Here is a 22,471-nt window from a genome sequence, read left to right on the forward strand (position 1 = left end):
CGTAAGACCGAAACGTGATATCAAAACGCTTTGCTACTTCGATCCTCGGGCGGGAACGATTCAGCGCGGTAGATAACAGCAAAAGATCGCAGCCTACGGCAGCTCCTTCGGAAGAAATACGATCTGCTGTAGAAGCTGCCGAAGGCCGCAATCTCTTCAGCGCAATAACCCCTTTCTCTCTTTGGGCAGAATCGAAAGGAAATTGTCCCGTGCGACTTTTCGCGCAACGTCCTCAGGCAAGGCATCAAGAAATGGGTCAAAGCTGCGCATTTCCTGACCGAGCTTGTTGAAACGTCCCACCACATCCGAACCCAGCATGAACCGCTCCGGGAAGCGCTCCACCAGTTTCAGCCATTCCTCCCGAGGCTTGCCCTGCTCATCCAATAGATACGGCGTGAGCATGCTCCACGACAGGTCGATGAACAGGTTCGGGTACGCCTCAAGCATTCGGGTCAGGGTCGGCAACAGAAAATCCAGCTGGGTCTGATGCCGATGGATCTCCACGCTGGTGCCGGCGTGGGCCCAGATAAACCGGGTGTGCGGGTGATTACGCAGCGGCTCTTCGACTTCCGCGAGGTACAGCGGATTTTTCTCACGCTTGGAGGTGAGGTTGGAATGCAGCATTACCGGCAGGTCGTTTTCGGCGGCCAGATGATAAATCCGCGTCATCGCCTCATTGTTGGCGCGGGGCGTATCTCCCGAGGTCAGGGCCGTCAGGTCATCGTGCCGGGTGAAGACTTCGCCGATGCCCTGCCACAGCCCCGGATTGAGATCGAGCATGCGCTGGATATGCGCCTCGGAGTTTTTATCGTTGGGGTTGAAGCCCGACAGGAACGGGTGAAAACGCTGACGTTGCTCGGGCGTAAGCTTGTTCACCGCAGCGGCAACGATCACGTCGGTCGCGCTGTACCAATAGGCGTCGGCATCATCACCGGCGTAATAGCGCGGGCGCTTGGGTTCGTCTTCATGCCATTTCTTGGCCACCGGGATGCCGGAAATCATCACGTGATCGATGGAGTTGTCAGCCATCGCCTTGAGCAATGTCGGCATTCCCGCCGTTTCCTGGAAGAAATCCACGTAATGCAGGTGCGCATCGCTGTAGGCGTATTCGCGGGCGTTGGCGGATGCGCTGCACAGCAGTAACAACCAGGCGAGGCGCAAGCGGGTCTGGGGCACGGGCAATCTCCGGGGGCATTAGCGACATAGACCCCACGGCGCCAACCAGGGTTCAGCCGGCAACAAAGTGGAACGCAGCACAGCACAGATGCTCTATACCTTCAGGGTCCGTTTTTGCTCGAATGACTTTTCCTACTGCCGAAGAGGTTTCCCATGACTGTTACCGTCAATACCATTTCCAGCGAAGGCTTTCGTCACACTGTCCAGATCGATGATCACGAACTGTTCGCCGATGTACCCACCTCAGCCGGTGGCGAAGGCTCGGCGCCGGAGCCCCACGATTACTTCGACGCCGCCCTCGGGGCCTGCAAGGCCCTGACCTTGAAAATGTACGCCAAGAAAAAAGACATCCCGCTGACCGGCGTGGGTGTCGAAGTCAAACGCGACAACAGCCAAGAACAGAAAGGCAAATACGCGCTGCACGTGACCCTCACGCTCAAAGGTGTGCTCAGCGACGCCCAGCGCGAGGAATTGCTGCGTGTCGCGGATCGCTGCCCGATTCATAAACTGATGACCACCACCGAGGTCACTATCGAAACCCACGCCCCACAGGGCTTCGACAGCCAGTAACCACGGCGATGTCAGCGGCGGGTTATGCTCTGTGCATCACCCGCCCAGCCTGGAAAGCCGCATGAACACGCCCCTCGTGATCCGCCCCCGCGCCGAAGATGTCGAAGGTCAGCCGATTCTTCGCCCATTGCCGTCAGCCAAATGCCGCAGCGTCGGGCCTTTCGTGTTTTTCGACCACATGCTCGAAACCCGTTATCCGCCGGGTAAAGGCATGAACATCCGACAACATCCGCACATCGGTCTGTCGACCCTCACCTATTTGTTCCAGGGGCAGATCCAGCACAAGGACAGCCTCGGCTCCGATCAGGTTGTAGGCACTGGAGATGTCAGCTGGATGACTGCCGGCAGCGCGATAGCACACGTTGAACGCACGCCTGAAGCGCTGAAAGACAGCGGCTTCACGATGCACGGTTTGCAGATCTGGCTGGCATCGCCCAAAGAGCATGAGCAGGGTCCGGGGCATTACAGCCATCACCCGGCGGCCACGCTGCCGGTCAGCGACAACCTCGGGGTGAAGATCCGGATGATTGCCGGGTCAGGCTTTTGCCTGGAATCGCCGGTGCCGGTGCTTTCTCCTACCTTGTATGCCGAACTGAACCTGCAAACGGCGACGACTTTGCTGATTCCCACCGAACACGAAGAACGCGCACTGTATGTGCTCGACGGCGAGGTACAACTGGATGGCGAGTTGATAGAGCCGCATTCGCTGGTGGTGTTGCCGGTCGGGGAAGAGATGACGTTGTTTGCCGAGAGCGACTGTCACGCCGTGCTGTTCGGCGGTGCACCGCTGGATGGGCCGCGGCGGATCAACTGGAATTTTGTGGCGAGCGATCCGGCGGCGATTGATGAAGCGCGCCGACGCTGGGCGGCCGGGGATTGGCCGACGGTGCCAGGGGAAAGTGAAAGGATCGAACTGCCGCGCTGACATGATCGTTCCCACGCGCAGCAAAGGAATGCAGCCCGGGACGCTCTGCGTCCCATTGGAACGCGGAGCGTCCCTGGAGGCATTCCTTTGCTGCGCGTAGGAACGATCAAACGCTCCGTGTGGGAACGATCATCAGGCGCTGAATACTTCATCCAGCAAGTTATGCATCGACACAAACGCCCGACTGGCGGTCTTCGCGTCATACATCATTTTGCCCGGCACATTCGCATGTGGATCGGTAAACGAGTGCACCGCGCCGCCATAGCTCAGCAGTTGCCAATCCACGCCCGCCGCGTTCATTTCAGCTTCGAACGCCGGCAGTTGCTCTTTCGGCACCAGCGGATCGGACGCCCCGTGCAACACCAGTACCGAGCCGTTGATGTTTTTCGCATCGTTGACGTTCGGCGTATCCAGCGAGCCATGGAACGACACCGCCGCTTTCACCGGCGCACCGCTGCGGGCCAGTTCCAGCGCGCAGCAACCGCCAAAGCAGAAACCGAAGGTGGCCAGTTTCGAGGTATCGACCGCCGCATCGCCCTGAGCCTGCAACTGCTCGAACGCCGCCTGCATACGCTGGCGCAACAGGCCACGGTCACTCTTCAGCGGCATCATCGCCGCGCCCGCCTCGTCGCCGTTCTGCGGACGCACCGACTGGCCGTACAGGTCGGCGATCAGCACCACATAACCTTTGGCCGCCACTGACTTGGCAATCTCTTCGGCACCGGCGCTGATGCCCATCCAGTTCGGCGCCATCAACAGACCCGGGCGTGGCCCTTTGTGGTCGGCATCAAAGGCCAGGCGGCTTTCGTAAGACTGGCCATCAAGCTGATAGACCACGGAACGCACAGTGACTTGGCTCATTTCAGACTCCTGAGTCTCAAGAATAAAAAAACCCGCCGAAGCGGGTTTTTGTACAACGCAGTTAAACCGACAGTTCAACCAACAGCTTGTTGAGACGGCGCACGTAGGCTGCCGGGTCTTTCAAGCTGTCGCCGGCCGCCAGGGCCGCCTGATCGAACAGGATGTGCGACAGGTCGCCGAAGCGCTCGTCGCTCTGCTCGGCGTCGAGTTTCTCGATCAGCGGGTGAGCCGGGTTGAATTCGAAGATCGGCTTCGAATCCGGAACCTTCTGCCCGCTGGCTTCGAGGATCTGACGCATTTGCATGCCCAGGTCCTGTTCGCCGATAGCGAGGATCGCCGGGGAGTCGGTGAGGCGATGGGAAACCCGGACTTCAGCGACGGAATCGCCCAGTGCGGTTTTCAGACGCTCAACCAGGCCTTCTTTGGACTTGGCGACTTCTTCCGCGGCTTTCTTGTCCTCTTCCGAGTCCAGGTTGCCCAGGTCCAGGTCACCGCGTGCCACGTCGACAAAGCTCTTGCCGTCGAAGTCGCTGAGGTAGCTCATCAGCCACTCGTCGATACGGTCGGTCAGCAGCAGCACTTCGATGCCTTTCTTGCGGAAGACTTCCAGGTGCGGGCTGTTTTTGACTTGCGCGTAGGTTTCGCCGGTCAGGTAGTAGATCTTGTCCTGACCTTCCTTGGCGCGGGCCAGGTAGTCAGCCAGACCGACCACTTGCTCGCCTTCTTCGCCCTGGGTGGAGGCGAAACGCAGCAGGCCAGCGATTTTCTCTTTGTTGGCGAAATCTTCAGCCGGGCCTTCTTTCATGACCTGGCCGAAGTTTTTCCAGAAGCCTTTGTATTGCTCAGGCTCGTTCTTCGCCAGTTTTTCCAGCATGTCCAGAACGCGCTTGGTCAGCGCCGACTTCATGGAATCGATGATCGGGTCTTTCTGCAGGATTTCCCGCGACACGTTCAGCGACAGGTCGTTGGAGTCGACCACGCCTTTGATGAAGCGCAGGTACAACGGCAGGAACGACTCGGCCTGATCCATCACAAACACGCGTTGCACGTACAGCTTCAGGCCTTTCGGCGCTTCACGCTGGTACAGGTCGAACGGAGCACGGGTCGGTACGTAGAGCAGCGAGCTGTATTCCAGCTTGCCTTCGACCTTGTTGTGGCTCCAGCTCAGTGGGTTCTCGAAGTCATGGGCGATGTGCTTGTAGAACTCCTGGTATTCCTCGTCCTTGATCTCGGTGCGAGGACGGGTCCACAGGGCGCTGGCGCGGTTGACGGTTTCCCACTCAACGGCCGGTGCCTCTTCGCCTTCAACGGCTGCCACTTCTTTCGGCAACTCGATCGGCAAAGCGATGTGATCGGAGTACTTCTTGATGATGTTGCGCAGGCGCCAGCCATCAGCGAATTCGTCTTCACCGGACTTCAGGTGCAGGACGATACGGGTGCCGCGTTCGGCTTTCTCGACGGTGGCAACTTCGAAGTCGCCCTCGCCCTTGGACGACCAATGCACGCCTTCGGAAGCGGCAGCACCGGCGCGACGGCTGAACACGTCAACCTTATCGGCAACGATGAAAGCGGAGTAGAAACCCACACCGAACTGACCGATCAGGTGCGAATCTTTCTTCTGATCGCCGGACAGGTGTTTCATGAAATCAGCGGTGCCGGACTTGGCGATCGTCCCCAGGTGGGTGATCGCGTCTTCGCGGCTCATGCCGATACCGTTGTCTTCGAGGGTGACGGTTTTCGCGTCCTTGTCGAAGCTCACTCGGATTTTCAGTTCGGCGCCACCTTCCAGCAACTCAGGCTTGGACAGGGCTTCGAAACGTAATTTGTCGACAGCGTCAGAGGCGTTCGAGATCAACTCGCGAAGGAAAATTTCCTTGTTGGAATACAGCGAATGGATCATGAGGTGCAGCAGTTGCTTCACCTCGGTCTGGAAGCCCAGGGTTTCCTTTTGAGTTTCCACACTCATGGTCATCAAACTCCAATCAGATGGCAGTGGCCGTGACCTTCAGGGTCGACGGCGGGTTGTCATCAGAGTTTGGGGCTGAGTTCAGGATTTCAAGGGCTCTTCGATTTTGAAATGTCCACGGGCCGTGGCAATCGGCTCGGCTTCGGTGCTTTGCCAGGCCGTCACCGCCACGTTGGCCACCCGCCGCCCCTGGCGACACACCTGGCAGCGCGCCCAGGTATCGCGAAATTGCCCGGCGCGCAGGTAGTCGAGGGAGAAGTCGATGATCTTCGGCACACCGGGCGAGCCAGTGAAAATCAACAGGTGCAACGCGGCCGACAGCTCCATGAACCCGGCAATGACGCCGCCATGGATCGCCGGCAATAAAGGGTTACCAATGTTGTCCTTGTTCGCCGGCAGGCGAAACAGCAGCTCATCCCCCACCCGTGAACATTCGATGCCGATCAACTTGGCGTAGGGAATCAGGTGCAGCAGCGAGGCGTAGTCCCCTTGCGCATGGGCCTGTTGCAGTTGTTCCTTGAACGAGTCCGTCATTTCGCACCTCCAGCGATGGCGCCACCAAAGCCTTTGGTGCCCTTGATGCCTTTGCCCATGCGCATGAAGGTGCCGACCACGTGGGCGATGGGCTGCTCGGGATCGTCCTGGTAGGCAAAGCCCCGGGCGAAGATCACATCGGTGGTCACCCGGTAACATTGGGCGAAACCGTAGACATCCCTATCGGGTTCGGCGGCGTGCATGTAGTCGATGCGCAGGTCGAGGGTCGGGCAGACTTCGAATTCCGGCAGCACGCACAGAGTCGACATGCCTAAAGCGGTGTCCATCAGCGACGTCAAAGCGCCCCCGTGAATGACCCCGGTTTGTGGATTGCCAACGATTTGCGGGCTGTAGGGCAGGACGACCGTTAGTCCGTCCGTACTCGCGCTGTGAACTCGTAAACCGAGCACCTGACAATGTCGCAGTGCCGAGAGAAATCGTGTTGCGCGCTCAAAAACGGGGTTTTCGGCCATGGGATAGGAACTCTTCTTAGTATCGGATCAACGCATTGGGTTATCAGGTAAAAGTTCAATCAGGTTTAAAACTTATATATCTGTATGAAATGAGGAACTTATCGCTGACGGCTGTGCTCGAAAGGCCAGTAGATATTTTCCATAAGGAGAAACACCCCATGCGTAAGACTTTAGCTATTGCCTTGATGTTGACCGCTTCCCTCGGTCTCGCTGCGTGCGATAAAAAATCCGAGGACAAAGCTCAAGATGCTAACCAACATGCTGAGCAAGCTCAGCAAGACATGAACAAAGCACAGGATAAAGTGAACGACGCTGCGAAAGAAAACGCCGAAGCCGCCAAAGCTCAGGCTGAATCGAACAAAGCTGCAGCACAGGAGTCCGCTCCGGCCGCTCCAACCGAAGCACCTAAAAACTAAAACAGTTTTTAGCGTGATTAAAGAAAACCCGCCAAGTGCGGGTTTTCTTTTGCCTGGCATTTACCCTTACAGCAATTTCAACCGCCGCTAGTTGGTGGTGGCTGAAAGGCACATTCACCCGAATAGCCCGGTCGACCATCACACACGGTCAAACAGCTCGCCTGGTTTTTAAACTTGGCACTGACGGATAACGGATAACCGTAGTCCGGCGTTATCACCTTCAAAGTCGATGCGCAGGAGGCCTGCGTATTGAAACGAAAGGTAATGCTGTCCCACCGTTCCCGACGCTGAAATAACAATGAGAAGGTGTGGCCGCTGTTCCACATCGATTTGCTCGGTACCACGAAACGATAGTGCAGTTCGTCCAGCCGCTGACCAAACACCTTGTAAGTGCTGCGCCCAGTCTCGATCTTGGGCACCGGATAGGGAATCGGCAGGACGTAGGGCAGCCCGGTAAGGCCGGTATCAACGTCCAGGCCTTTCTGGAAATAAGGCACCTCGATATAGGGGAAGCCGCTGTAAGTGATACGGTCGTCGCGATGAAACTGACTTTGGGACGGCTTGTAATCCGGCGCCAATGCGAAGGCGACATCAAGCGTCAGCAACGCTTTATCGACGTCCAGGTTTTCGGACAGGAACTCCCTGTCGGTGGAGCCATCCTGAGTGACACAACCACCCAGCGACACGGCGATACCGATCAGCAGCAAGACGCCACGACCCGTTAGTGAATTGTTCATCAGGCTTAGCGCTCGGAAAGGGGTAATGCGGGGCCCAGGCCACGGCCGACCAGTTCCCACGAGCCGTTTTTGGCCTGCCAGTGGAAGCGCGTTGCGAACCAGGCAATCGTCATGTCCTCGGCCAGACGCTTGTCATCAATGCTTGGCTTGCCATCCTTGTGTGCCTGGACGGCCTGGGCATAAGCGGCCTTTGAAATATCGGCCAGTTCACCGACGTTGGCATCGGCTGGCAACTGATAGGCCGCACTCAGGCCGTCCTCACGTCCGCCGACCAATATTTGTTTGAAGTTCAGGAACGCCGCCAGCCGATTGTCCGGGGACACCGACATCAGTGTCCCCCCGGAGCTGTAGACCTTGGCCTTGAACCGGGTGTCAAACCACAGCACTTCGCCGGTGTGGGTATCCAACGCGCGACCGGACTCCCTAAACAGCAAAACCTCCTCACGCCCTGGTTGCGGCACGCCCCAGTCGGGATGTTTCAGATCGTTGATTGGGCTTAACACCCGCGACAAGGGCACGCCATTTTGTACGCTGATGAGCAGCGTACCGACGCCGCTGTAGCCCGAGGTGACCGCCAACAGCATGGGCTGCCCCTCGCTCAGCGCCTTGATCGGCCGCACACCACCGACTTCCCAGGAACCGAAGGGCCGGTACTTGCGGGAACGAAAACTGATAGACAACTGCGGTCCGTAGCCAGCAAGCGTTTTTGTGGGTGCCGGCGGGACAACCAGGAAATCGCCGAATCGTTTGGCCTCGGGCTTGGGAGGCACGGCGGACGGGGAGGCCTGCGCCAGCGCACTGCCGGCCATCAGGGCCCATACCCACCAGCCGCGTCGGCGGCGTGGTGGCTGACACGTTTGAAATCCGTTCAAGAATTGCCTTCCATGGGAAACCGAAGCCGGACGTTACAACGCCATCATGCGGCTGCGCAATGCCCCGGCCTGTCGTGCTAGAGCAATACGGTCCTGAACGTCGGGCTGATCATCAGCAACAACGAACACACCAGGCCGATCAACCACACCAGGCTGCGCTGCCAGGCAAGATCGCCCCAATAACACAGCAAATAAATGATGCGCGTGATCACAAAAATGATCGCCAGCGAATCAATCAGCCACCCCTGCGTTTGCGTGGTGTGCGCCATCAACACGCCCACCGCAAACAAGATGAACGCCTCAAAACAGTTCTGATGAGCCGCCACCGCACGCGCACCGAAACCGGTCAATTGCGCCTGTTGCTGACGCGGCAGATGATTGTTGTAACCGCCCTGCTCTTTCATCGCCTTGGCCACCGGCATGCGGGCCACGTAGATCAGCAATGCGCTGATAAACACACACCAGAACGGAATACTCATCAAGCGGCCTCTTTGTTGGCTTCGGGCAATGGCGCCTCTGTAGGGGTATAGACCATCACATCGAGAACGTCGGAATGAAACTCCCGGCGATACAACACCAGCACCACGCCGGCGCTCATCAACATGAACAGCCACGGACTGACGAACCACGCCAGCATGGTCATGCCAAAATAGTACGAACGCAGGCCGAAGTTGAACTGGTTGGCCGCCATCGAAATCACCCGCGCCGCCCGTGCCGCGAAGGCTTTGCGCTCCTGCTCGGAGACATGCCGCTCGCCGATCATCGGTGCCGAGCCCACCAGGATCGCCGCGAAGTTGTACTGGCGCATGCACCAACTGAAGGTGAAGAACGCGTAGACGAACACCAGCGCCAGGCACAGCAACTTGATCTCCGACATGCCCTGGGACGCCTGCTGCACCATCGGGATATCCGCCAGCAGCGACACCGCCCGTTCGGAGGCGCCGAGCACGGTGAGAATGCCCGCCAGGATAATCAGCGTGCTGGAGGCGAAGAACGAGGCGTTACGTTCCAGGTTGCCGATCACGCTGGCATCGGCGATGCGGTTGTCGCGCAGCAGCATGCGACGCATCCAGTCTTCGCGATACAGATGCAACACGCTGGCCAGGCACGCGGTATCGCGGCCCTTCCACGTCGCATAACGGGTGTAACCGCCCCAGCAGATGACAAACCAGAGCGCGGCGAGCAGGTGGATCAGGTTGGCGTGGATAAACGACATGCAATTCCCTGTGAGACGTTGGCAGAACGTGTAGGAGCGAGGCTTGTGTGGCGAGGGGGCTTGCCCCCGTTGGGCTGCACAGCAGGCCCATTCTTTGGGGCCGCTTCGCGACCCAACGGGGGCAAGCCTTCTCGCAACACAAGCGTGGACCCACATCGGTTTTTAGTAGTGGTTCGACGTTGCTTCGCGGGAAAAGACACTGCATCGCGCCCAATAAAAATGCCCCGTATCAATGGATACGGGGCATTTGTGTTTCAACCCATTGCCCGCTTGTGACGGACGATCAGTTTACGCCAACGCTTCGGCGCGCTTGCCAAGCATGCGGTCGCACACGGCGGCCACGACCAGGGTCATGACCGACGGCACCAGCCACGCCAGACCTTGCTCGCTCAACGGCAGGTGCGACAGTTGCGTCGGCATCCAGTCCGCCAGGCCCGCGCCCTTGAGCGCGTCGATCAGGCCGAAGATGAACGACACCAGCATCACCGGGCCGACGATGCGGCGCTGGTCACGCCAGAAGTCCTTGCAGAAGCTCAGGGCGACCAGGGCGATGCATGGCGGGTAGATTGCGGTCAGCACCGGGATCGAGAACGCAATCAGCTTGGTCAGGCCCAGGTTGGACACAAACAGCGAGAACACCGCCAGGATAATGACCAACGTCTTGTAGGACAGTGGCAGCACCCGGCTGAAGTATTCGGCGCAGGCGCAGGTCAGGCCAACCGCCGTCACCAGACAGGCCAGCGAGATCAGCACTGCAAGGAAACCGCTGCCCAGGGAACCGAAGGTGTGCTGCACGTAGGCATGCAGCACCGCCGCACCATTCGCGGCACCGGCGGCCACTTCATGGCTGCCCGAACCGAGGCGGAACAGGCTGACATACACCAGCGCCAGACCCACGCCAGCAATCAGCCCGGCAATGATCGCGTAACGAGTGATCAAGGCTGGCGACTCGACGCCTCGGGAACGAATGGCGTTAACGATGACGATGCCGAACACCAGCGCACCCAGGGTATCCATGGTCAGGTAACCATTGATGAAGCCTTGGGAGAACGGTGCCGCGACGTATTCAGGCGTAGCCACGCCAATGTCACCGGCCGGCAAGGCGAACGCGGCGATGCCGAGCACCGCCAGGGCGATGATCTTCAGCGGTGCGAGGAAACGTCCTACGGTGTCCAGCAGACGACCCGGATAGAGCGAGATGAAGAACACCAGCAGGAAGTACACCGAACTGTAGAGGAACAGTGCCAGCGGGCTCTCGCCGGTCAGCGGCGCCAGGCCCACCTCGAAGGACACAGTGGCGGTGCGTGGCGTGGCGAACAACGGACCGACCGCCAGGTAGCACACAGCAGCCAGAATGCCACCGGCGACTTTACCGATCGGGCTGCTCAAGGCATCCATGGCACCGCCGACTTTGGCCAGGGCGACCACGGTGATCACCGGCAGGCCGACCGCCGTGATCAGAAAGCCCAGCGCCGCCATCCAGACATTAGGCCCGGACTGCAAGCCGACAATAGGCGGGAAGATAATGTTGCCAGCCCCGACGAACAGGGCAAACGTCATAAAACCAAGTGCCAGGATGTCCTGGCCTTTCAACACTTTCATTAAGGAAATACCACACTACTGAATCGGAATTTAGAGAGGGATTTCCCTGTGGGTGAGGGAAATGCTGTCGATCCGTATAGGGCCAACCCGTTTAGCGCATAGCGGCCTTGTGGGCGGCGGGCGCAAAAATGGCTGCCAGCCTAACGAATTTGCCTGACAAACGCACTGTTAGAGGGCGAACTATCCGATACGCGACATTTCCGTGTCGCGTTTACATATCTAATTTTCCACCTCAGGTCAGATCGTTCCCACGCTCTGCGTGGGAATGCATCCCGCGACGCTCTGCGTCGCATTCGAAGGCGGAACGCGGAGCGTCCCCGGCGGCATTCCCACGCGGAGCGTGGGAACGATCACCCGGAAACAACAAAGGCCACCCGAAGGTGGCCTTTGTCTGGTGAAGCGTCAGCTAAGCGCGAGGCTTATTTGATCGCCCAACCGGTCAGCTCGGACAAAGCCTTGCCGATGTCTGCCAGCGAACGCACGGTTTTAACGCCTGCGTCTTCCAGGGCAGCAAACTTCTCGTCTGCAGTGCCCTTGCCGCCAGAGATGATTGCGCCAGCATGGCCCATGCGCTTGCCCGCAGGGGCAGTCACACCAGCGATGTAGGAAACAACCGGCTTGGTCACGTGTGCCTTGATGTAGGCAGCTGCTTCTTCTTCAGCCGAACCGCCGATCTCACCGATCATTACGATCGCTTCGGTCTTCGGGTCTTCCTGGAACAGCTTCAGGATGTCGATGAAGTTCGAACCCGGGATCGGGTCACCACCGATGCCGACGCAAGTCGACTGACCGAAACCGGCGTCAGTTGTCTGCTTCACAGCTTCGTAGGTCAGGGTGCCGGAACGGGAAACGATACCGACCTTGCCTGGCAAGTGAATGTGACCTGGCATGATGCCGATCTTGCATTCGCCTGGAGTGATCACGCCTGGGCAGTTAGGACCGATCAGGACTACGCCCAGTTCGTCGCACTTGACCTTGGCATCCAGCATATCCAGGGTAGGAATGCCTTCAGTGATGCAAACGATCAGCTTGATGCCGCCGAAGGCTGCTTCCAGGATGGAGTCCTTGCAGAAAGCAGCTGGAACGTAGATCACGCTGGCGGTGGCGCCAGTAGCAGCTACAGCTTCTTTCACGGTGTTGAACACTGGCAGACCCAGGTGCTCGGTGCCGCCTTTGCCAGGCGTTACGCCGCCAACCATCTTGGTGCCGTATTCGATGGCTTGCTCGGTATGGAAACTACCTTGCGAACCGGTAATACCCTGGCAGATAACTTTGGTGTCTTTATTGATCAGGACGCTCATTATTTGCCCTCCGCAGCTTTGACAACTTGTTGAGCAGCGTCGGTCAGGCTGGTAGCCGCGATGATGTTCAAACCGCTTTCTGCCAGTACTTTAGCGCCCAGCTCAGCGTTGTTGCCTTCAAGGCGAACAACAACCGGGATTTTCACGCCGACTTCTTTCACTGCACCGATGATGCCTTCGGCAATCATGTCGCAACGAACGATGCCGCCGAAGATGTTGACCAATACTGCAGCGACGTTAGTGTCGGACAGGATGATCTTGAACGCTTCGGTAACGCGTTCTTTGGTAGCACCGCCGCCCACGTCGAGGAAGTTGGCTGGTTTGCCGCCATGCAGATTGACGATGTCCATGGTACCCATGGCCAGGCCAGCACCGTTGACCATGCAACCGATGTTGCCTTCCAGTGCTACGTAGTTCAGTTCGAACTTGGCAGCGTGCGCTTCGCGCGGATCGTCTTGCGACGGATCGTGGAAAGTCTTCAGCTTAGGCTGACGGTACATGGCGTTGGCGTCGATGTTGATCTTGGCATCGAGGCAATGCAGATCGCCGTCAGCCTTGATCACCAGCGGGTTCACTTCCAGCAGAGCCAGGTCGTGATCCTTGAACAGCTTGGCCAGACCTACGAAGATCTTGGCGAACTGAGTAACTTGCTTACCTTCCAGACCCAGCTGGAATGCCAGCTCGCGACCCTGGAATGGCTGAGCGCCAACCAGTGGATCGATCGTGGCTTTCAGGATTTTTTCTGGCGTGTCGTGAGCGATTTTCTCGATGTCCACGCCACCTTCGGTGGAAGCCATGAACACGATACGACGGCTCGAACGGTCAACGACAGCGCCCAGGTACAGCTCTTTAGCGATATCAGTGCACGATTCAACCAGGATCTTGGTGACTGGCTGACCATTGGCATCAGTCTGGTAAGTCACCAGACGCTTGCCCAACCACTGTTGAGCGAATGCTTTGGCGTCTTCTCTGCTGCGAACCAGCTTAACGCCGCCCGCTTTACCGCGACCACCTGCGTGAACCTGGGCTTTGACAACCCATTCGGTCCCGCCGATTTTGTCGCACGCTTCTGCTGCTGCTTCCGGGGTGTCTACGGCGAAACCCTGGGATACTGGCAGGCCGTACTGAGCGAACAGCTGCTTACCCTGATACTCGTGAAGATTCATGCTTATTACCGTCTTCGTTAGGTACTGCGCATTCGGTGCTGCACTGTTGAAGTGCCGCACCACCTGTGACTGCTGCTTGCGTAGGTGTTCCGGATAACCGGTGAGACTACGCAAGGCTGCGTCCGGCGGACATTCCGCGGTGAGTCTTGCACGCAAGGCTCACGACGGGCCTTCCGCCGTGGTTTCTTATTGTCTTGTCTTAACGCTTCTTGCGGTTGGCGATGTGAATGGCGCCGCCATTCACTGCCAGAGCAGCTTCGTGCAAGGCTTCGGACAGGGTCGGATGGGAGAAAACCATCATGCCCAGGTCTTCGGCACTGGTGCCGAATTCCATACCGATCGCGCCCTGCTGAACCAGTTCCGCAGCGCTCGGGCCAATCACGTGGACGCCCAGTACGCGGTCAGTCTTGGCATCAGCAATGACTTTCACGAAACCGCCGGTGTCGTTGGCTGCCATGGCACGGCCACTGGCTGCGAACGGGAAAGTGCCGACGTTAACTTCAACGCCTTCAGCTTTCAAGGTTTGCTCGGTTTTACCGACCCACGCGATTTCCGGGTGGGTATAAATAACAGACGGGATCAGGTCATAGTTGATCTGGGCTTTGTGGCCCTTGATGCGCTCTACAACCATGATGCCTTCTTCGGACGCCTTGTGCGCCAGCATCATGCCGCGAACCACGTCACCGATTGCGAAAACGCCCGGAACGCTGGTAGCGCACTGGTCGTCAACGAAAACGAAGCCACGTTCGTCGATGTTCACACCGCTGTCAGCTGCCAGCAGCTCAGTGGTCACCGGACGGCGACCAACGGCAACGATCAGCTTGTCGAACGTGATGTTCTGTTCGCCGTTGGCATCGGTGTAGTTCACAACGACTTCGTCGCCATTCACTTTGGAACCGGTAACGCGAGCGCCCAGCTTGATGTCCAGACCTTGTTTGGTCAGGGTTTTGTAGGCTTCCTTGGAAACCGCTTCGTCAGCCGCTGGCAGGAACTTCTCCAGGGCTTCCAGCACAGTCACTTCAGCGCCCAGACGGGACCATACCGAACCCAGTTCCAGACCGATCACGCCAGCGCCGATCACGCCCAGACGCTTAGGTACGGCGGCGAATTCCAGAGCGCCGGTCGAATCGACGATCACGTTCTGGTCAACCGGAGCCGGTGGAATGTCGATCGGACGCGAACCGGAAGCCAGGATCACGTTCTCGGCTTCGATGATTTCAACGGTGCCGTCTGGCTTGGTCAGCTCGACTTTCTTGCCGGCCAGCAGTTTGCCGTGGCCTTGCAGGGAAGTAACGCCGTTGGCCTTGAACAGGGTGGCAACGCCAGAGGTCAGGCCTTTGACGATGTTGGCTTTACGGCCAACCATTGCCGCCACGTCCATGGTCACGCCAGCGTGATTGATACCGTGGATCGCGAAGCCTTCTTTGGCTTCCTTGTATTTCCAGGAGCTGTCCAGCAGCGCCTTGGAAGGAATGCAGCCGACGTTCAGGCAAGTACCGCCCAGAGCCAGTTTGCCTTCCTTGTCGGTGTATTTCTCGATGCAGGCAGTGCTGAGACCCAGTTGCGCTGCTTTGATGGCAGCCACGTAGCCGCCAGGGCCCGCACCGATCACTACTACGTCAAATTTCTGCGACATGTAAAAGAATCCTCTTTTAGCTTCAAGCTTCAAGCTTCAAGCGGCAAGCCAAGCTGCATGTACCTTGCAGCCTTTAGCTTGCAGCTCATAGCCGTATGCGATACGACAAACCTCAAGCCAAGCTGTTTTTTCTTTCAGCTTGTAGCTTGAAGCTTGCCGCTGCTTCTCTATCAGATATCCAGAAGGAGACGAGCCGGGTCTTCCAGCAGGTTCTTGATGGTAACCAGGAAGGTCACAGCTTCTTTGCCATCGATCAGACGGTGATCGTAGGACAGAGCCAGGTACATCATCGGACGGATAACGACCTGACCGTTGATCGCCATAGGGCGCTGCAGAATGTTGTGCATGCCCAGAATGGCCGCTTGCGGCGGGTTGACGATCGGGGTCGACATCATCGAACCGAAGGTACCACCGTTGGTGATGGTGAACGTACCACCGGTCATTTCGTCCATCGACAGCTTGCCGTCGCGAGCCTTCTTGCCGAAAGCGGCGATGCCGCCTTCGATTTCAGCCAGGCTCATCAGTTCAGCGTTACGCAGGACCGGTACAACCAGGCCACGGTCGCTGGAAACAGCCACACCGACGTCGGCGTAGCCGTGGTAAACGATGTCAGCACCGTCGATCGACGCGTTGACAGCCGGGAAGCGTTTCAGCGCTTCGGTGGCTGCTTTAACGAAGAACGACATGAAGCCCAGGCGTACGCCGTTATGGGACTTCTCGAACAGATCCTTGTACTTCGAACGCAGGGCCATGACTTCGGTCATGTCGACTTCGTTGAAAGTAGTCAGCATCGCCATGTTCGACTGGGCTTCGACCAGACGCTTGGCAACGGTGGCCCGCACGCGGGTCATCGGTACGCGCTTCTCGATGCGGTCGCCAGCGGCGAACACAGGCGCGGCGCCAGCCGGGGCTGCAGCCTTGGCAGGTGCGGCGGCCGGAGCGGCTTTCTTGGCAGCAACAGCAGCGACGACGTCTTCCTTGGTCACACGACCGCCTTTGCCAGTACCGGCAACGGAAGCGATGTTGATGCCGTTTTCTTCAGCCAGCTTGCGAGCAGCCGGTGCAGCAACAGGATCGTCTTCGCCTTCAGCGGCCGGGGCAGCAGCTTGTGCGGCGGCAGGAGCAGCGGCAGCAGCCGGAGCGGCGGCAGCAGCGCCGCCCTCTTCGATCGAGCCCAGGACTTCGTCGGACAGAACGGTGTCGCCTTCGTTCTTGACGATAGCGCCCAGCACGCCGTCAGCGGTGGCCAACACTTCCAGTACCACTTTGTCGGTTTCGATATCGACGATCAGGTCATCACGCTTGACGGCGTCGCCTGGTTTTTTGTGCCAGGTGGCAACGGTGCCATCGGCAACCGATTCCGGGAAAGTGGGGGCTTTGATTTCGATAGCCATTATCTGTGGGTCCTTAAATTCGGTTTCAGGTGCGCGAAGGCGTTAAACAGTAAAGGCGTCTTGCAACAGTTTTTCCTGCTGCTCAGCGTGCATCGATGCATAACCACAAGCCGGTGCAGCAGAAGCATCACGACCGGCGTACTCGAGAACGAGTGCCTTGTTGTGATTGCCCACGATGCGGCGCATGTGGTGTTGGCTGCAGTACCAGGCACCCTGGTTCATCGGCTCTTCCTGACACCAAACGATATGTTTGAGATTGGTGTAAGGAGCCAGGACTTCGTTCAAGTCGTCCTCAGGGAATGGGTACAGCTGCTCGATACGCACGATGGCGATGTCATCACGACCTTCGGCACGGCGTTTTTCCAGCAGGTCGTAGTAGACCTTGCCGCTACACAGAACAATGCGCTCGACCTTTTTCGGGTCCAGGGCATCGATTTCCGGGATAACGGTCTGGAACGAACCTTCGGCCAGATCTTCCAGGGTCGATATGGCGAGCTTGTGACGCAACAGCGACTTCGGAGTCAGCACGATCAATGGCTTGCGCAGCGGGCGGATCACCTGACGACGCAGCAAGTGGTAGATCTGGGCCGGCGTGGTCGGTACTGCTACCTGGATGTTGTGCTCGGCGCACAGTTGCAGGTAACGCTCCAGACGTGCCGAAGAGTGCTCCGGACCCTGACCTTCATAACCGTGCGGCAACAGCATGGTCAGACCGCAGAGACGGCCCCACTTGTGTTCGCCACTGGTGATGAACTGGTCGATAACCACCTGGGCACCGTTGGCGAAATCGCCGAACTGGGCTTCCCAGATCACCAGCGCCTCAGGCGTGGTGGTCGAGTAACCGTATTCGAACGCCAGTACGGCTTCTTCGGACAGGAACGAATCGTACAGGTCGAAACGTGGCTGGCCTTTGTACAGGTTCTGCAGCGGGATGTAGCTGCCGGCGTCTTTCTGGTTGTGCAACACAGCGTGGCGGTGCGAGAACGTACCGCGGCCGATGTCCTGGCCGGTCATGCGGATCGGGTGACCTTCGAACGCCAGGGTCGCGTACGCCATAGTTTCGGCGTAACCCCAGTTGATCGGCAGGCCGCCGACTTGCATCTTCTGACGGTCTTCGTAGATTTTCGAGACCTGGCGCTGAACCACGAAGCCTTCCGGGATTTCCAGCAGCTTGGCGGACAGTTCCTGCAAGGTTTTCAGGTCGAAACGCGTGTCGTGACGTGCAGTCCAGGCGTGGCCCAGGTACGGACGCCAGTCCACGAACAACTCTTTGTTCGGCTCTTTGACCAGGCTTTTTACAACATGCAGGCCGTTGTCCAGCGCGTTGCGGTATTCGTCGATCTTGGCCTGTACGCGCGCATCATCAACCACACCGGCCTGGGTCAGGCGTTCGGCGTACAGCTCACGGGTGGTGCGCTGCTTGGTGATCTGCTGGTACATCAGAGGCTGGGTGCCGCTCGGCTCGTCAGCTTCGTTGTGGCCGCGACGACGGTAGCAGACCAGGTCGATTACCACGTCACGCTTGAACTGCATGCGGTAGTCGATGGCCAGCTGGGTCACGAACAATACGGCTTCCGGATCATCACCATTCACATGGAGGATCGGCGCCTGGATCATTTTCGCAACGTCGGTGGCGTACTCGGTGGAACGCGAGTCCAGCGGGTTGCTGATGGTGAAACCAACCTGGTTGTTGATCACGATGTGCACGGTGCCGCCGGTTTTGAAACCGCGGGTCTGCGACATCTGGAAGGTTTCCATCACCACGCCCTGACCTGCGAATGCAGCGTCACCGTGGATGGAGATCGGCAGGACTTTTTCACCGGTAGGGTCGTTACGACGATCCTGACGGGCACGGACCGAACCCTCGACCACTGGAGAAACGATTTCCAGGTGGGATGGGTTGAAGGCCATGGCCAGGTGAACTTCACCGCCGGTGGTCATGACGTTGGACGAGAAGCCCTGGTGATATTTAACGTCACCGGAACCCAGCTCGACCTTCTTCTTGCCTTCGAACTCGTCGAACAGCTCGCGCGGGTTCTTGCCGAAGGTGTTGACCAGTACGTTGAGACGGCCACGGTGGGCCATGCCGATCACGATTTCCTTGGTGCCGTAGGAACCGGAACGCTGGATCAGCTCGTCGAGCATCGGAATCAGGCTCTCGCCGCCTTCCAGGCCGAAACGCTTGGTACCCGGGTATTTGGTGCCCAGGTATTTTTCCAGACCTTCGCCGGCAGTGACGCGTTCGAGCAGGTGGCTCTTGATGTCGGCGGAGTACGTCGGACGACCGCGCACGCTTTCCAGACGCTGCTGGAACCAGTGACGCTGCTCGGAATCGGTGATGTGCGTGAATTCAGCGCCGATGGTGCGGCAATATGTCTGCTGCAACGCTTCGTGAATTTCGCGTAGGCTCGCCTCCTCTTTGCCGATGAACAGGTCGCCGGCACGGAAGGTCGTATCAAGATCGGCATTGGTCAAGCCGTAATGATTGATTGACAGGTCTGCAGGTGCAGGACGCTGCCACAGCCCCAGCGGGTCAAGCTGGGCTGCCTGGTGGCCACGCATACGGTAGGCCTGGATCAATCGCAGCACTTCAACTTGCTTCTTCTCGTGCTCACTGCTCACGCTCCCGGCGGAAACCGGTTGGGCGCGGCGCTGGTTCTTTGCCAGCAAGACGAAATGATCGCGAATTGTGGAGTGCGAAACATCGGTGGCAGTGTTGCCGTCAGCAGGCAACTTCTGAAAGTAGGTGCGCCACTCTTCTGGCACAGCGTTAGGGTCGTGCAGGTAGAGCTCATAGAGCTCTTCCACATAGGCAGCGTTACTACCGGATAGGTAGGCGCTGTTCCACATGCGCTGCATCACGCTTTCTTGCATGCTTGGTCACCCTCGGTTAGGGGAACACCACCGGCGTCGACACCGAGCAAACTTGCAGAAGTCCGAATGCAGCGACCAAAACAAGCCACTTAGGATCACGCTGATAGTCCGGGTACCAGCCCGGATGCCCCTGCTTGTCTCATTTCTTCAAAATAAGAGCCGCAGCTTTATGGGCTGCTGCCCAGGTTAAAACTACGGCGCCGGTTGAAGCCTGCGCCGTAGCATCTACGGGTACAACGGTCCTGCAGTTACAGCCTGTATCACACGCCGCTTTGCAGCAGCATGTTACGTATGTGACCGATGGCCTTAGTCGGGTTCAGGCCTTTCGGACAGACGTTGACGCAGTTCATGATCCCGCGGCAGCGGAATACGCTGAACGGGTCATCCAGCGAAGACAGACGCTCGGCAGTCTGGGTGTCGCGGCTGTCTGCCAGGAAGCGGTACGCTTGCAGCAGGGCAGCTGGACCCAGGAACTTGTCCGGGTTCCACCAGAAGGACGGGCAAGAGGTCGAGCAGCAAGCGCACAGGATGCACTCGTACAGACCATCGAGCTTTTCACGCTCTTCCGGGGTCTGCAGACGTTCGATGGCCGGAGCCGGCGTGTCGTTCTGCAGGAATGGCTTCACCTTCTCGTATTGCTTGTAGAAGATGCTCATATCGACGACCAAGTCACGGATAACCGGCAAACCTGGCAGCGGACGAACGATCAGCTTGTTACCTTTTACTACAGCGGACAGCGGCGTGACGCACGCCAGGCCGTTTTTGCCGTTGATGTTCATGCCGTCGGAACCGCAAACACCTTCACGGCAAGAGCGACGATAGGAGAAACCCTCGTCCTGCTCTTTGATCAGGGCCAGCACGTCCAGCACCATCAGGTCTTTACCACCGGTATCGACCTGGAATTCCTGCATGAACGGCGCGGCGTCCTGATCAGGGTTGTAGCGATAAACACTGACTTTCAACATGGCAGCCACCCTTAATAAGTCCGAATCTTAGGTTCAAAAGTCGGAACAGTCTTCGGCGAGAAGTTCACGGCACGCTTGGTTACGCGCTTGTCACCCGGGAAGTACAGGGTGTGGCACAGCCAGTTTTCGTCGTCGCGGTCTTCGTAGTCTTCACGGGCGTGAGCACCGCGGGACTCTTTGCGGATTTCTGCAGCGATGGCGGTGGCTTCGGCCACTTCCAGCAGGTTTTGCAGTTCCAGCGCTTCGATACGGGCGGTGTTGAACGCCTGGCTCTTGTCGTTGATCTTGACGTTGGCGATACGGCCACGCAGGTCAGCGAGCTGGGCAATACCCTTCTGCATGTATTCGCCGGTACGGAATACACCGAAGTAGTTCTGCATGCAGCTTTGCAGCTCTTTACGCAGGGTAGCGACGTCTTCGCCTTCGGTACGCGAGTTCAGACCATCGAGACGTGCCAGGGCAGCGTCGATGTCGGACTGGCGTGGGCGAGCGTAGTCGACGCCTTCTTTCAGGGTCTGTTCCAGGAACAGGCCGGCAGCGCGACCGAATACCACCAGGTCGAGCAGCGAGTTGCCGCCCAGACGGTTGGCACCGTGAACCGATACGCAAGCCACTTCGCCTACCGCGAACAGGCCCGGGATGATCTGGTCTACGCCTTCAGCGTCCTGGGTGATCGCCTGGCCATGAATGTTGGTCGGCACGCCGCCCATCATATAGTGGCAGGTTGGAACGACCGGGATCGGCGACACGGCTGGATCGACGTGGGCGAAGGTCTTGGACAGTTCCATGATGCCTGGCAGACGGCTGTGCAGAACTTCTTCACCAAGGTGATCGAGTTTCAGCATTACGTGGTCGCCATCCGGACCGCAACCGTTGCCGGCGATGATTTCTTTAACCATCGAGCGAGCCACTACGTCACGACCAGCCAAGTCTTTGGCGTTCGGAGCATAACGCTCCATGAAACGCTCGCCGTGCTTGTTGATCAGGTAACCGCCTTCACCACGGCAGCCTTCTGTAACCAGTACACCGGCGCCGGCGATGCCGGTCGGGTGGAACTGCCACATTTCGATGTCTTGTACCGGCACGCCAGCACGCAGAGCCATGCCAACGCCGTCACCGGTGTTGATCAGGGCATTGGTGGTGGACGAGTAGATACGGCCTGCACCGCCGGTCGCCAATACGGTGGCGTTCGCGCGAACGTAGGAGGTTTCGCCAGTTTCGATGCAGATGACGATCATGCCGACAAAGGCACCATCTTCGTTCTTCACCAGGTCGACGCCATAGTATTCGTTGAGGAATACGGTGCCGGCCTTTAGGTTGGCCTGGTACAGGGTGTGCAGCAGTGCGTGACCGGTACGGTCGGCAGCAGCGCAGGTACGGGCAGCCTGGCCACCTTTACCGAAGTCTTTCGACTGACCGCCGAACGGACGCTGGTAGATGCGGCCTTGTTCGGTACGGGAGAACGGCAAGCCCATGTGCTCGAGCTCGAAAACCGCTTCCGGGCCTACGGAACACATGTATTCGATAGCGTCCTGGTCACCGATATAGTCGGAACCCTTGACGGTATCGTACATGTGCCAGCGCCAGTCATCGTTCGGATCGGCCGAGGCGATGGCGCAGGTGATGCCACCCTGGGCGGATACGGTGTGCGAGCGAGTCGGGAAAACCTTGGTTACCACGGCAGTCTTGTGACCACCTTGTGCCAGTTGCAGCGCAGCGCGCATGCCGGCACCGCCGCCGCCAATAATAATGGCGTCGAACGAAAGCGTATTAACTGTAGTAGACAT

Annotated in this window: 20 protein-coding genes; 3 read left to right on the forward strand and 17 right to left on the reverse strand. The window is 58.4% G+C overall.

From position 1 onward, the window contains the following. Nucleotides 1–156 precede the first annotated feature (156 nt). A complete protein-coding gene (locus FQ192_RS00750) occupies nucleotides 157–1,176 on the reverse strand; it encodes an amidohydrolase family protein (RefSeq protein ID WP_149656958.1) in 1,020 nt (339 codons plus the stop codon). A 153-nt stretch (nucleotides 1,177–1,329) separates the two neighbouring features. On the opposite strand from FQ192_RS00750, the gene FQ192_RS00755 reads away from it, so the two are divergent. Together FQ192_RS00755 and FQ192_RS00760 are read left to right on the forward strand one after the other, a co-directional pair. Further along, nucleotides 1,330–1,746 (forward strand): OsmC family protein, encoded by a 417-nt coding sequence (locus FQ192_RS00755; protein WP_149656959.1) that lies wholly within the window; start codon nucleotides 1,330–1,332, stop codon nucleotides 1,744–1,746. Between the two features lie 61 nt (nucleotides 1,747–1,807). Continuing rightward, nucleotides 1,808–2,671, forward strand: coding sequence for a pirin family protein (locus tag FQ192_RS00760; protein WP_149656960.1), 864 nt, complete (start codon nucleotides 1,808–1,810; stop codon nucleotides 2,669–2,671). A 132-nt stretch (nucleotides 2,672–2,803) separates the two neighbouring features. Here the strand turns inward: FQ192_RS00760 and FQ192_RS00765 are convergent, their stop codons facing one another. From FQ192_RS00765 to FQ192_RS00780, 4 genes are all read right to left on the reverse strand, one after another. Beyond that, the gene (locus tag FQ192_RS00765) at nucleotides 2,804–3,532 is read right to left on the reverse strand and encodes a dienelactone hydrolase family protein (protein WP_149656961.1); all 729 of its coding nucleotides are present in this window, start codon (nucleotides 3,530–3,532) and stop codon (nucleotides 2,804–2,806) included. Nucleotides 3,533–3,593: 61 nt separating this feature from the next. Then, complete coding sequence (gene htpG / locus FQ192_RS00770; RefSeq protein ID WP_149656962.1) at nucleotides 3,594–5,498, reverse strand: molecular chaperone HtpG; 1,905 nt, start codon at nucleotides 5,496–5,498, stop codon at nucleotides 3,594–3,596. Between the two features lie 81 nt (nucleotides 5,499–5,579). After that, nucleotides 5,580–6,032: a PaaI family thioesterase gene (locus FQ192_RS00775; RefSeq protein ID WP_149656963.1), complete on the reverse strand. Its 453-nt coding sequence runs from the start codon at nucleotides 6,030–6,032 to the stop codon at nucleotides 5,580–5,582. Then, on the reverse strand, nucleotides 6,029–6,505 hold the full coding sequence (locus tag FQ192_RS00780) for a PaaI family thioesterase (protein ID WP_149656964.1): 477 nt from the start codon (nucleotides 6,503–6,505) through the stop codon (nucleotides 6,029–6,031). The genes FQ192_RS00775 and FQ192_RS00780 overlap by 4 nt, the downstream gene beginning before the upstream one ends. Nucleotides 6,506–6,663: 158 nt before the next feature. Between FQ192_RS00780 and FQ192_RS00785 the strand changes: the two genes are divergently transcribed. Next, entirely contained in the window at nucleotides 6,664–6,921 is a 258-nt protein-coding gene (locus FQ192_RS00785; protein WP_149656965.1) for a hypothetical protein, read from the forward strand. Nucleotides 6,922–6,998: 77 nt separating this feature from the next. Here FQ192_RS00785 and FQ192_RS00790 read toward each other — a convergent pair whose 3' ends face one another. The 12 genes from FQ192_RS00790 to sdhA form a co-directional block, all read right to left on the reverse strand. Further along, a complete protein-coding gene (locus FQ192_RS00790) occupies nucleotides 6,999–7,658 on the reverse strand; it encodes a hypothetical protein (RefSeq protein WP_149656966.1) in 660 nt (219 codons plus the stop codon). A gap of 5 nt (nucleotides 7,659–7,663) precedes the next feature. Next, nucleotides 7,664–8,530, reverse strand: coding sequence for a hypothetical protein (locus tag FQ192_RS00795; RefSeq protein WP_256672182.1), 867 nt, complete (start codon nucleotides 8,528–8,530; stop codon nucleotides 7,664–7,666). A gap of 77 nt (nucleotides 8,531–8,607) precedes the next feature. After that, nucleotides 8,608–9,009, reverse strand: coding sequence for an MAPEG family protein (locus tag FQ192_RS00800; protein ID WP_149656967.1), 402 nt, complete (start codon nucleotides 9,007–9,009; stop codon nucleotides 8,608–8,610). Next, complete coding sequence (locus FQ192_RS00805) at nucleotides 9,009–9,746, reverse strand: DUF599 domain-containing protein (protein ID WP_133836535.1); 738 nt, start codon at nucleotides 9,744–9,746, stop codon at nucleotides 9,009–9,011. The genes FQ192_RS00800 and FQ192_RS00805 overlap by 1 nt, the downstream gene beginning before the upstream one ends. A 288-nt stretch (nucleotides 9,747–10,034) precedes the next feature. Beyond that, a complete protein-coding gene (gene brnQ, locus FQ192_RS00810; protein ID WP_149656968.1) occupies nucleotides 10,035–11,348 on the reverse strand; it encodes a branched-chain amino acid transport system II carrier protein in 1,314 nt (437 codons plus the stop codon). Between the two features lie 419 nt (nucleotides 11,349–11,767). Further along, entirely contained in the window at nucleotides 11,768–12,649 is an 882-nt protein-coding gene (sucD, locus tag FQ192_RS00815; RefSeq protein ID WP_149656969.1) for a succinate--CoA ligase subunit alpha, read from the reverse strand. Next, entirely contained in the window at nucleotides 12,649–13,815 is a 1,167-nt protein-coding gene (gene sucC / locus FQ192_RS00820) for an ADP-forming succinate--CoA ligase subunit beta (protein WP_149656970.1), read from the reverse strand. The genes sucD and sucC overlap by 1 nt, the downstream gene beginning before the upstream one ends. 199 nt (nucleotides 13,816–14,014) lie before the next feature. Continuing rightward, nucleotides 14,015–15,451 carry a dihydrolipoyl dehydrogenase gene (gene lpdA / locus FQ192_RS00825; protein ID WP_123409099.1) on the reverse strand — a complete coding sequence of 479 codons (1,437 nt, stop codon included), beginning with the start codon at nucleotides 15,449–15,451 and terminating at the stop codon, nucleotides 14,015–14,017. Nucleotides 15,452–15,621: 170 nt separating this feature from the next. Continuing rightward, nucleotides 15,622–16,845 carry a 2-oxoglutarate dehydrogenase complex dihydrolipoyllysine-residue succinyltransferase gene (gene odhB / locus FQ192_RS00830; protein WP_149656971.1) on the reverse strand — a complete coding sequence of 408 codons (1,224 nt, stop codon included), beginning with the start codon at nucleotides 16,843–16,845 and terminating at the stop codon, nucleotides 15,622–15,624. 42 nt (nucleotides 16,846–16,887) lie between these two features. Then, nucleotides 16,888–19,719 (reverse strand): 2-oxoglutarate dehydrogenase E1 component, encoded by a 2,832-nt coding sequence (locus tag FQ192_RS00835; protein ID WP_149656972.1) that lies wholly within the window; start codon nucleotides 19,717–19,719, stop codon nucleotides 16,888–16,890. Between the two features lie 260 nt (nucleotides 19,720–19,979). Beyond that, on the reverse strand, nucleotides 19,980–20,684 hold the full coding sequence (locus FQ192_RS00840; protein ID WP_149656973.1) for a succinate dehydrogenase iron-sulfur subunit: 705 nt from the start codon (nucleotides 20,682–20,684) through the stop codon (nucleotides 19,980–19,982). 11 nt (nucleotides 20,685–20,695) lie between these two features. Then, complete coding sequence (sdhA, locus tag FQ192_RS00845) at nucleotides 20,696–22,471, reverse strand: succinate dehydrogenase flavoprotein subunit (RefSeq protein WP_123510548.1); 1,776 nt, start codon at nucleotides 22,469–22,471, stop codon at nucleotides 20,696–20,698.

This window comes from Pseudomonas sp. ANT_J12 (assembly GCF_008370045.1).
Taxonomy (GTDB): domain Bacteria; phylum Pseudomonadota; class Gammaproteobacteria; order Pseudomonadales; family Pseudomonadaceae; genus Aquipseudomonas.

Coding starts and splice junctions, on each gene's coding strand:
- FQ192_RS00800 (WP_149656967.1), bottom strand. CDS start 9,009: ATGAGTATTCCGTTCTGGTGTGTGTTTATCAGCGCATTGCTGATCTAC.
- FQ192_RS00755 (WP_149656959.1), top strand. CDS start 1,330: ATGACTGTTACCGTCAATACCATTTCCAGCGAAGGCTTTCGTCACACT.
- sucC (WP_149656970.1), bottom strand. CDS start 13,815: ATGAATCTTCACGAGTATCAGGGTAAGCAGCTGTTCGCTCAGTACGGC.
- odhB (WP_149656971.1), bottom strand. CDS start 16,845: ATGGCTATCGAAATCAAAGCCCCCACTTTCCCGGAATCGGTTGCCGAT.
- sucD (WP_149656969.1), bottom strand. CDS start 12,649: ATGAGCGTCCTGATCAATAAAGACACCAAAGTTATCTGCCAGGGTATT.
- sdhA (WP_123510548.1), bottom strand. CDS start 22,471: ATGTCTACTACAGTTAATACGCTTTCGTTCGACGCCATTATTATTGGC.
- FQ192_RS00760 (WP_149656960.1), top strand. CDS start 1,808: ATGAACACGCCCCTCGTGATCCGCCCCCGCGCCGAAGATGTCGAAGGT.
- htpG (WP_149656962.1), bottom strand. CDS start 5,498: ATGAGTGTGGAAACTCAAAAGGAAACCCTGGGCTTCCAGACCGAGGTG.
- FQ192_RS00775 (WP_149656963.1), bottom strand. CDS start 6,032: ATGACGGACTCGTTCAAGGAACAACTGCAACAGGCCCATGCGCAAGGG.
- FQ192_RS00840 (WP_149656973.1), bottom strand. CDS start 20,684: ATGTTGAAAGTCAGTGTTTATCGCTACAACCCTGATCAGGACGCCGCG.
- FQ192_RS00805 (WP_133836535.1), bottom strand. CDS start 9,746: ATGTCGTTTATCCACGCCAACCTGATCCACCTGCTCGCCGCGCTCTGG.
- lpdA (WP_123409099.1), bottom strand. CDS start 15,451: ATGTCGCAGAAATTTGACGTAGTAGTGATCGGTGCGGGCCCTGGCGGC.
- brnQ (WP_149656968.1), bottom strand. CDS start 11,348: ATGAAAGTGTTGAAAGGCCAGGACATCCTGGCACTTGGTTTTATGACG.
- FQ192_RS00765 (WP_149656961.1), bottom strand. CDS start 3,532: ATGAGCCAAGTCACTGTGCGTTCCGTGGTCTATCAGCTTGATGGCCAG.
- FQ192_RS00785 (WP_149656965.1), top strand. CDS start 6,664: ATGCGTAAGACTTTAGCTATTGCCTTGATGTTGACCGCTTCCCTCGGT.
- FQ192_RS00780 (WP_149656964.1), bottom strand. CDS start 6,505: ATGGCCGAAAACCCCGTTTTTGAGCGCGCAACACGATTTCTCTCGGCA.
- FQ192_RS00835 (WP_149656972.1), bottom strand. CDS start 19,719: ATGCAAGAAAGCGTGATGCAGCGCATGTGGAACAGCGCCTACCTATCC.
- FQ192_RS00790 (WP_149656966.1), bottom strand. CDS start 7,658: ATGAACAATTCACTAACGGGTCGTGGCGTCTTGCTGCTGATCGGTATC.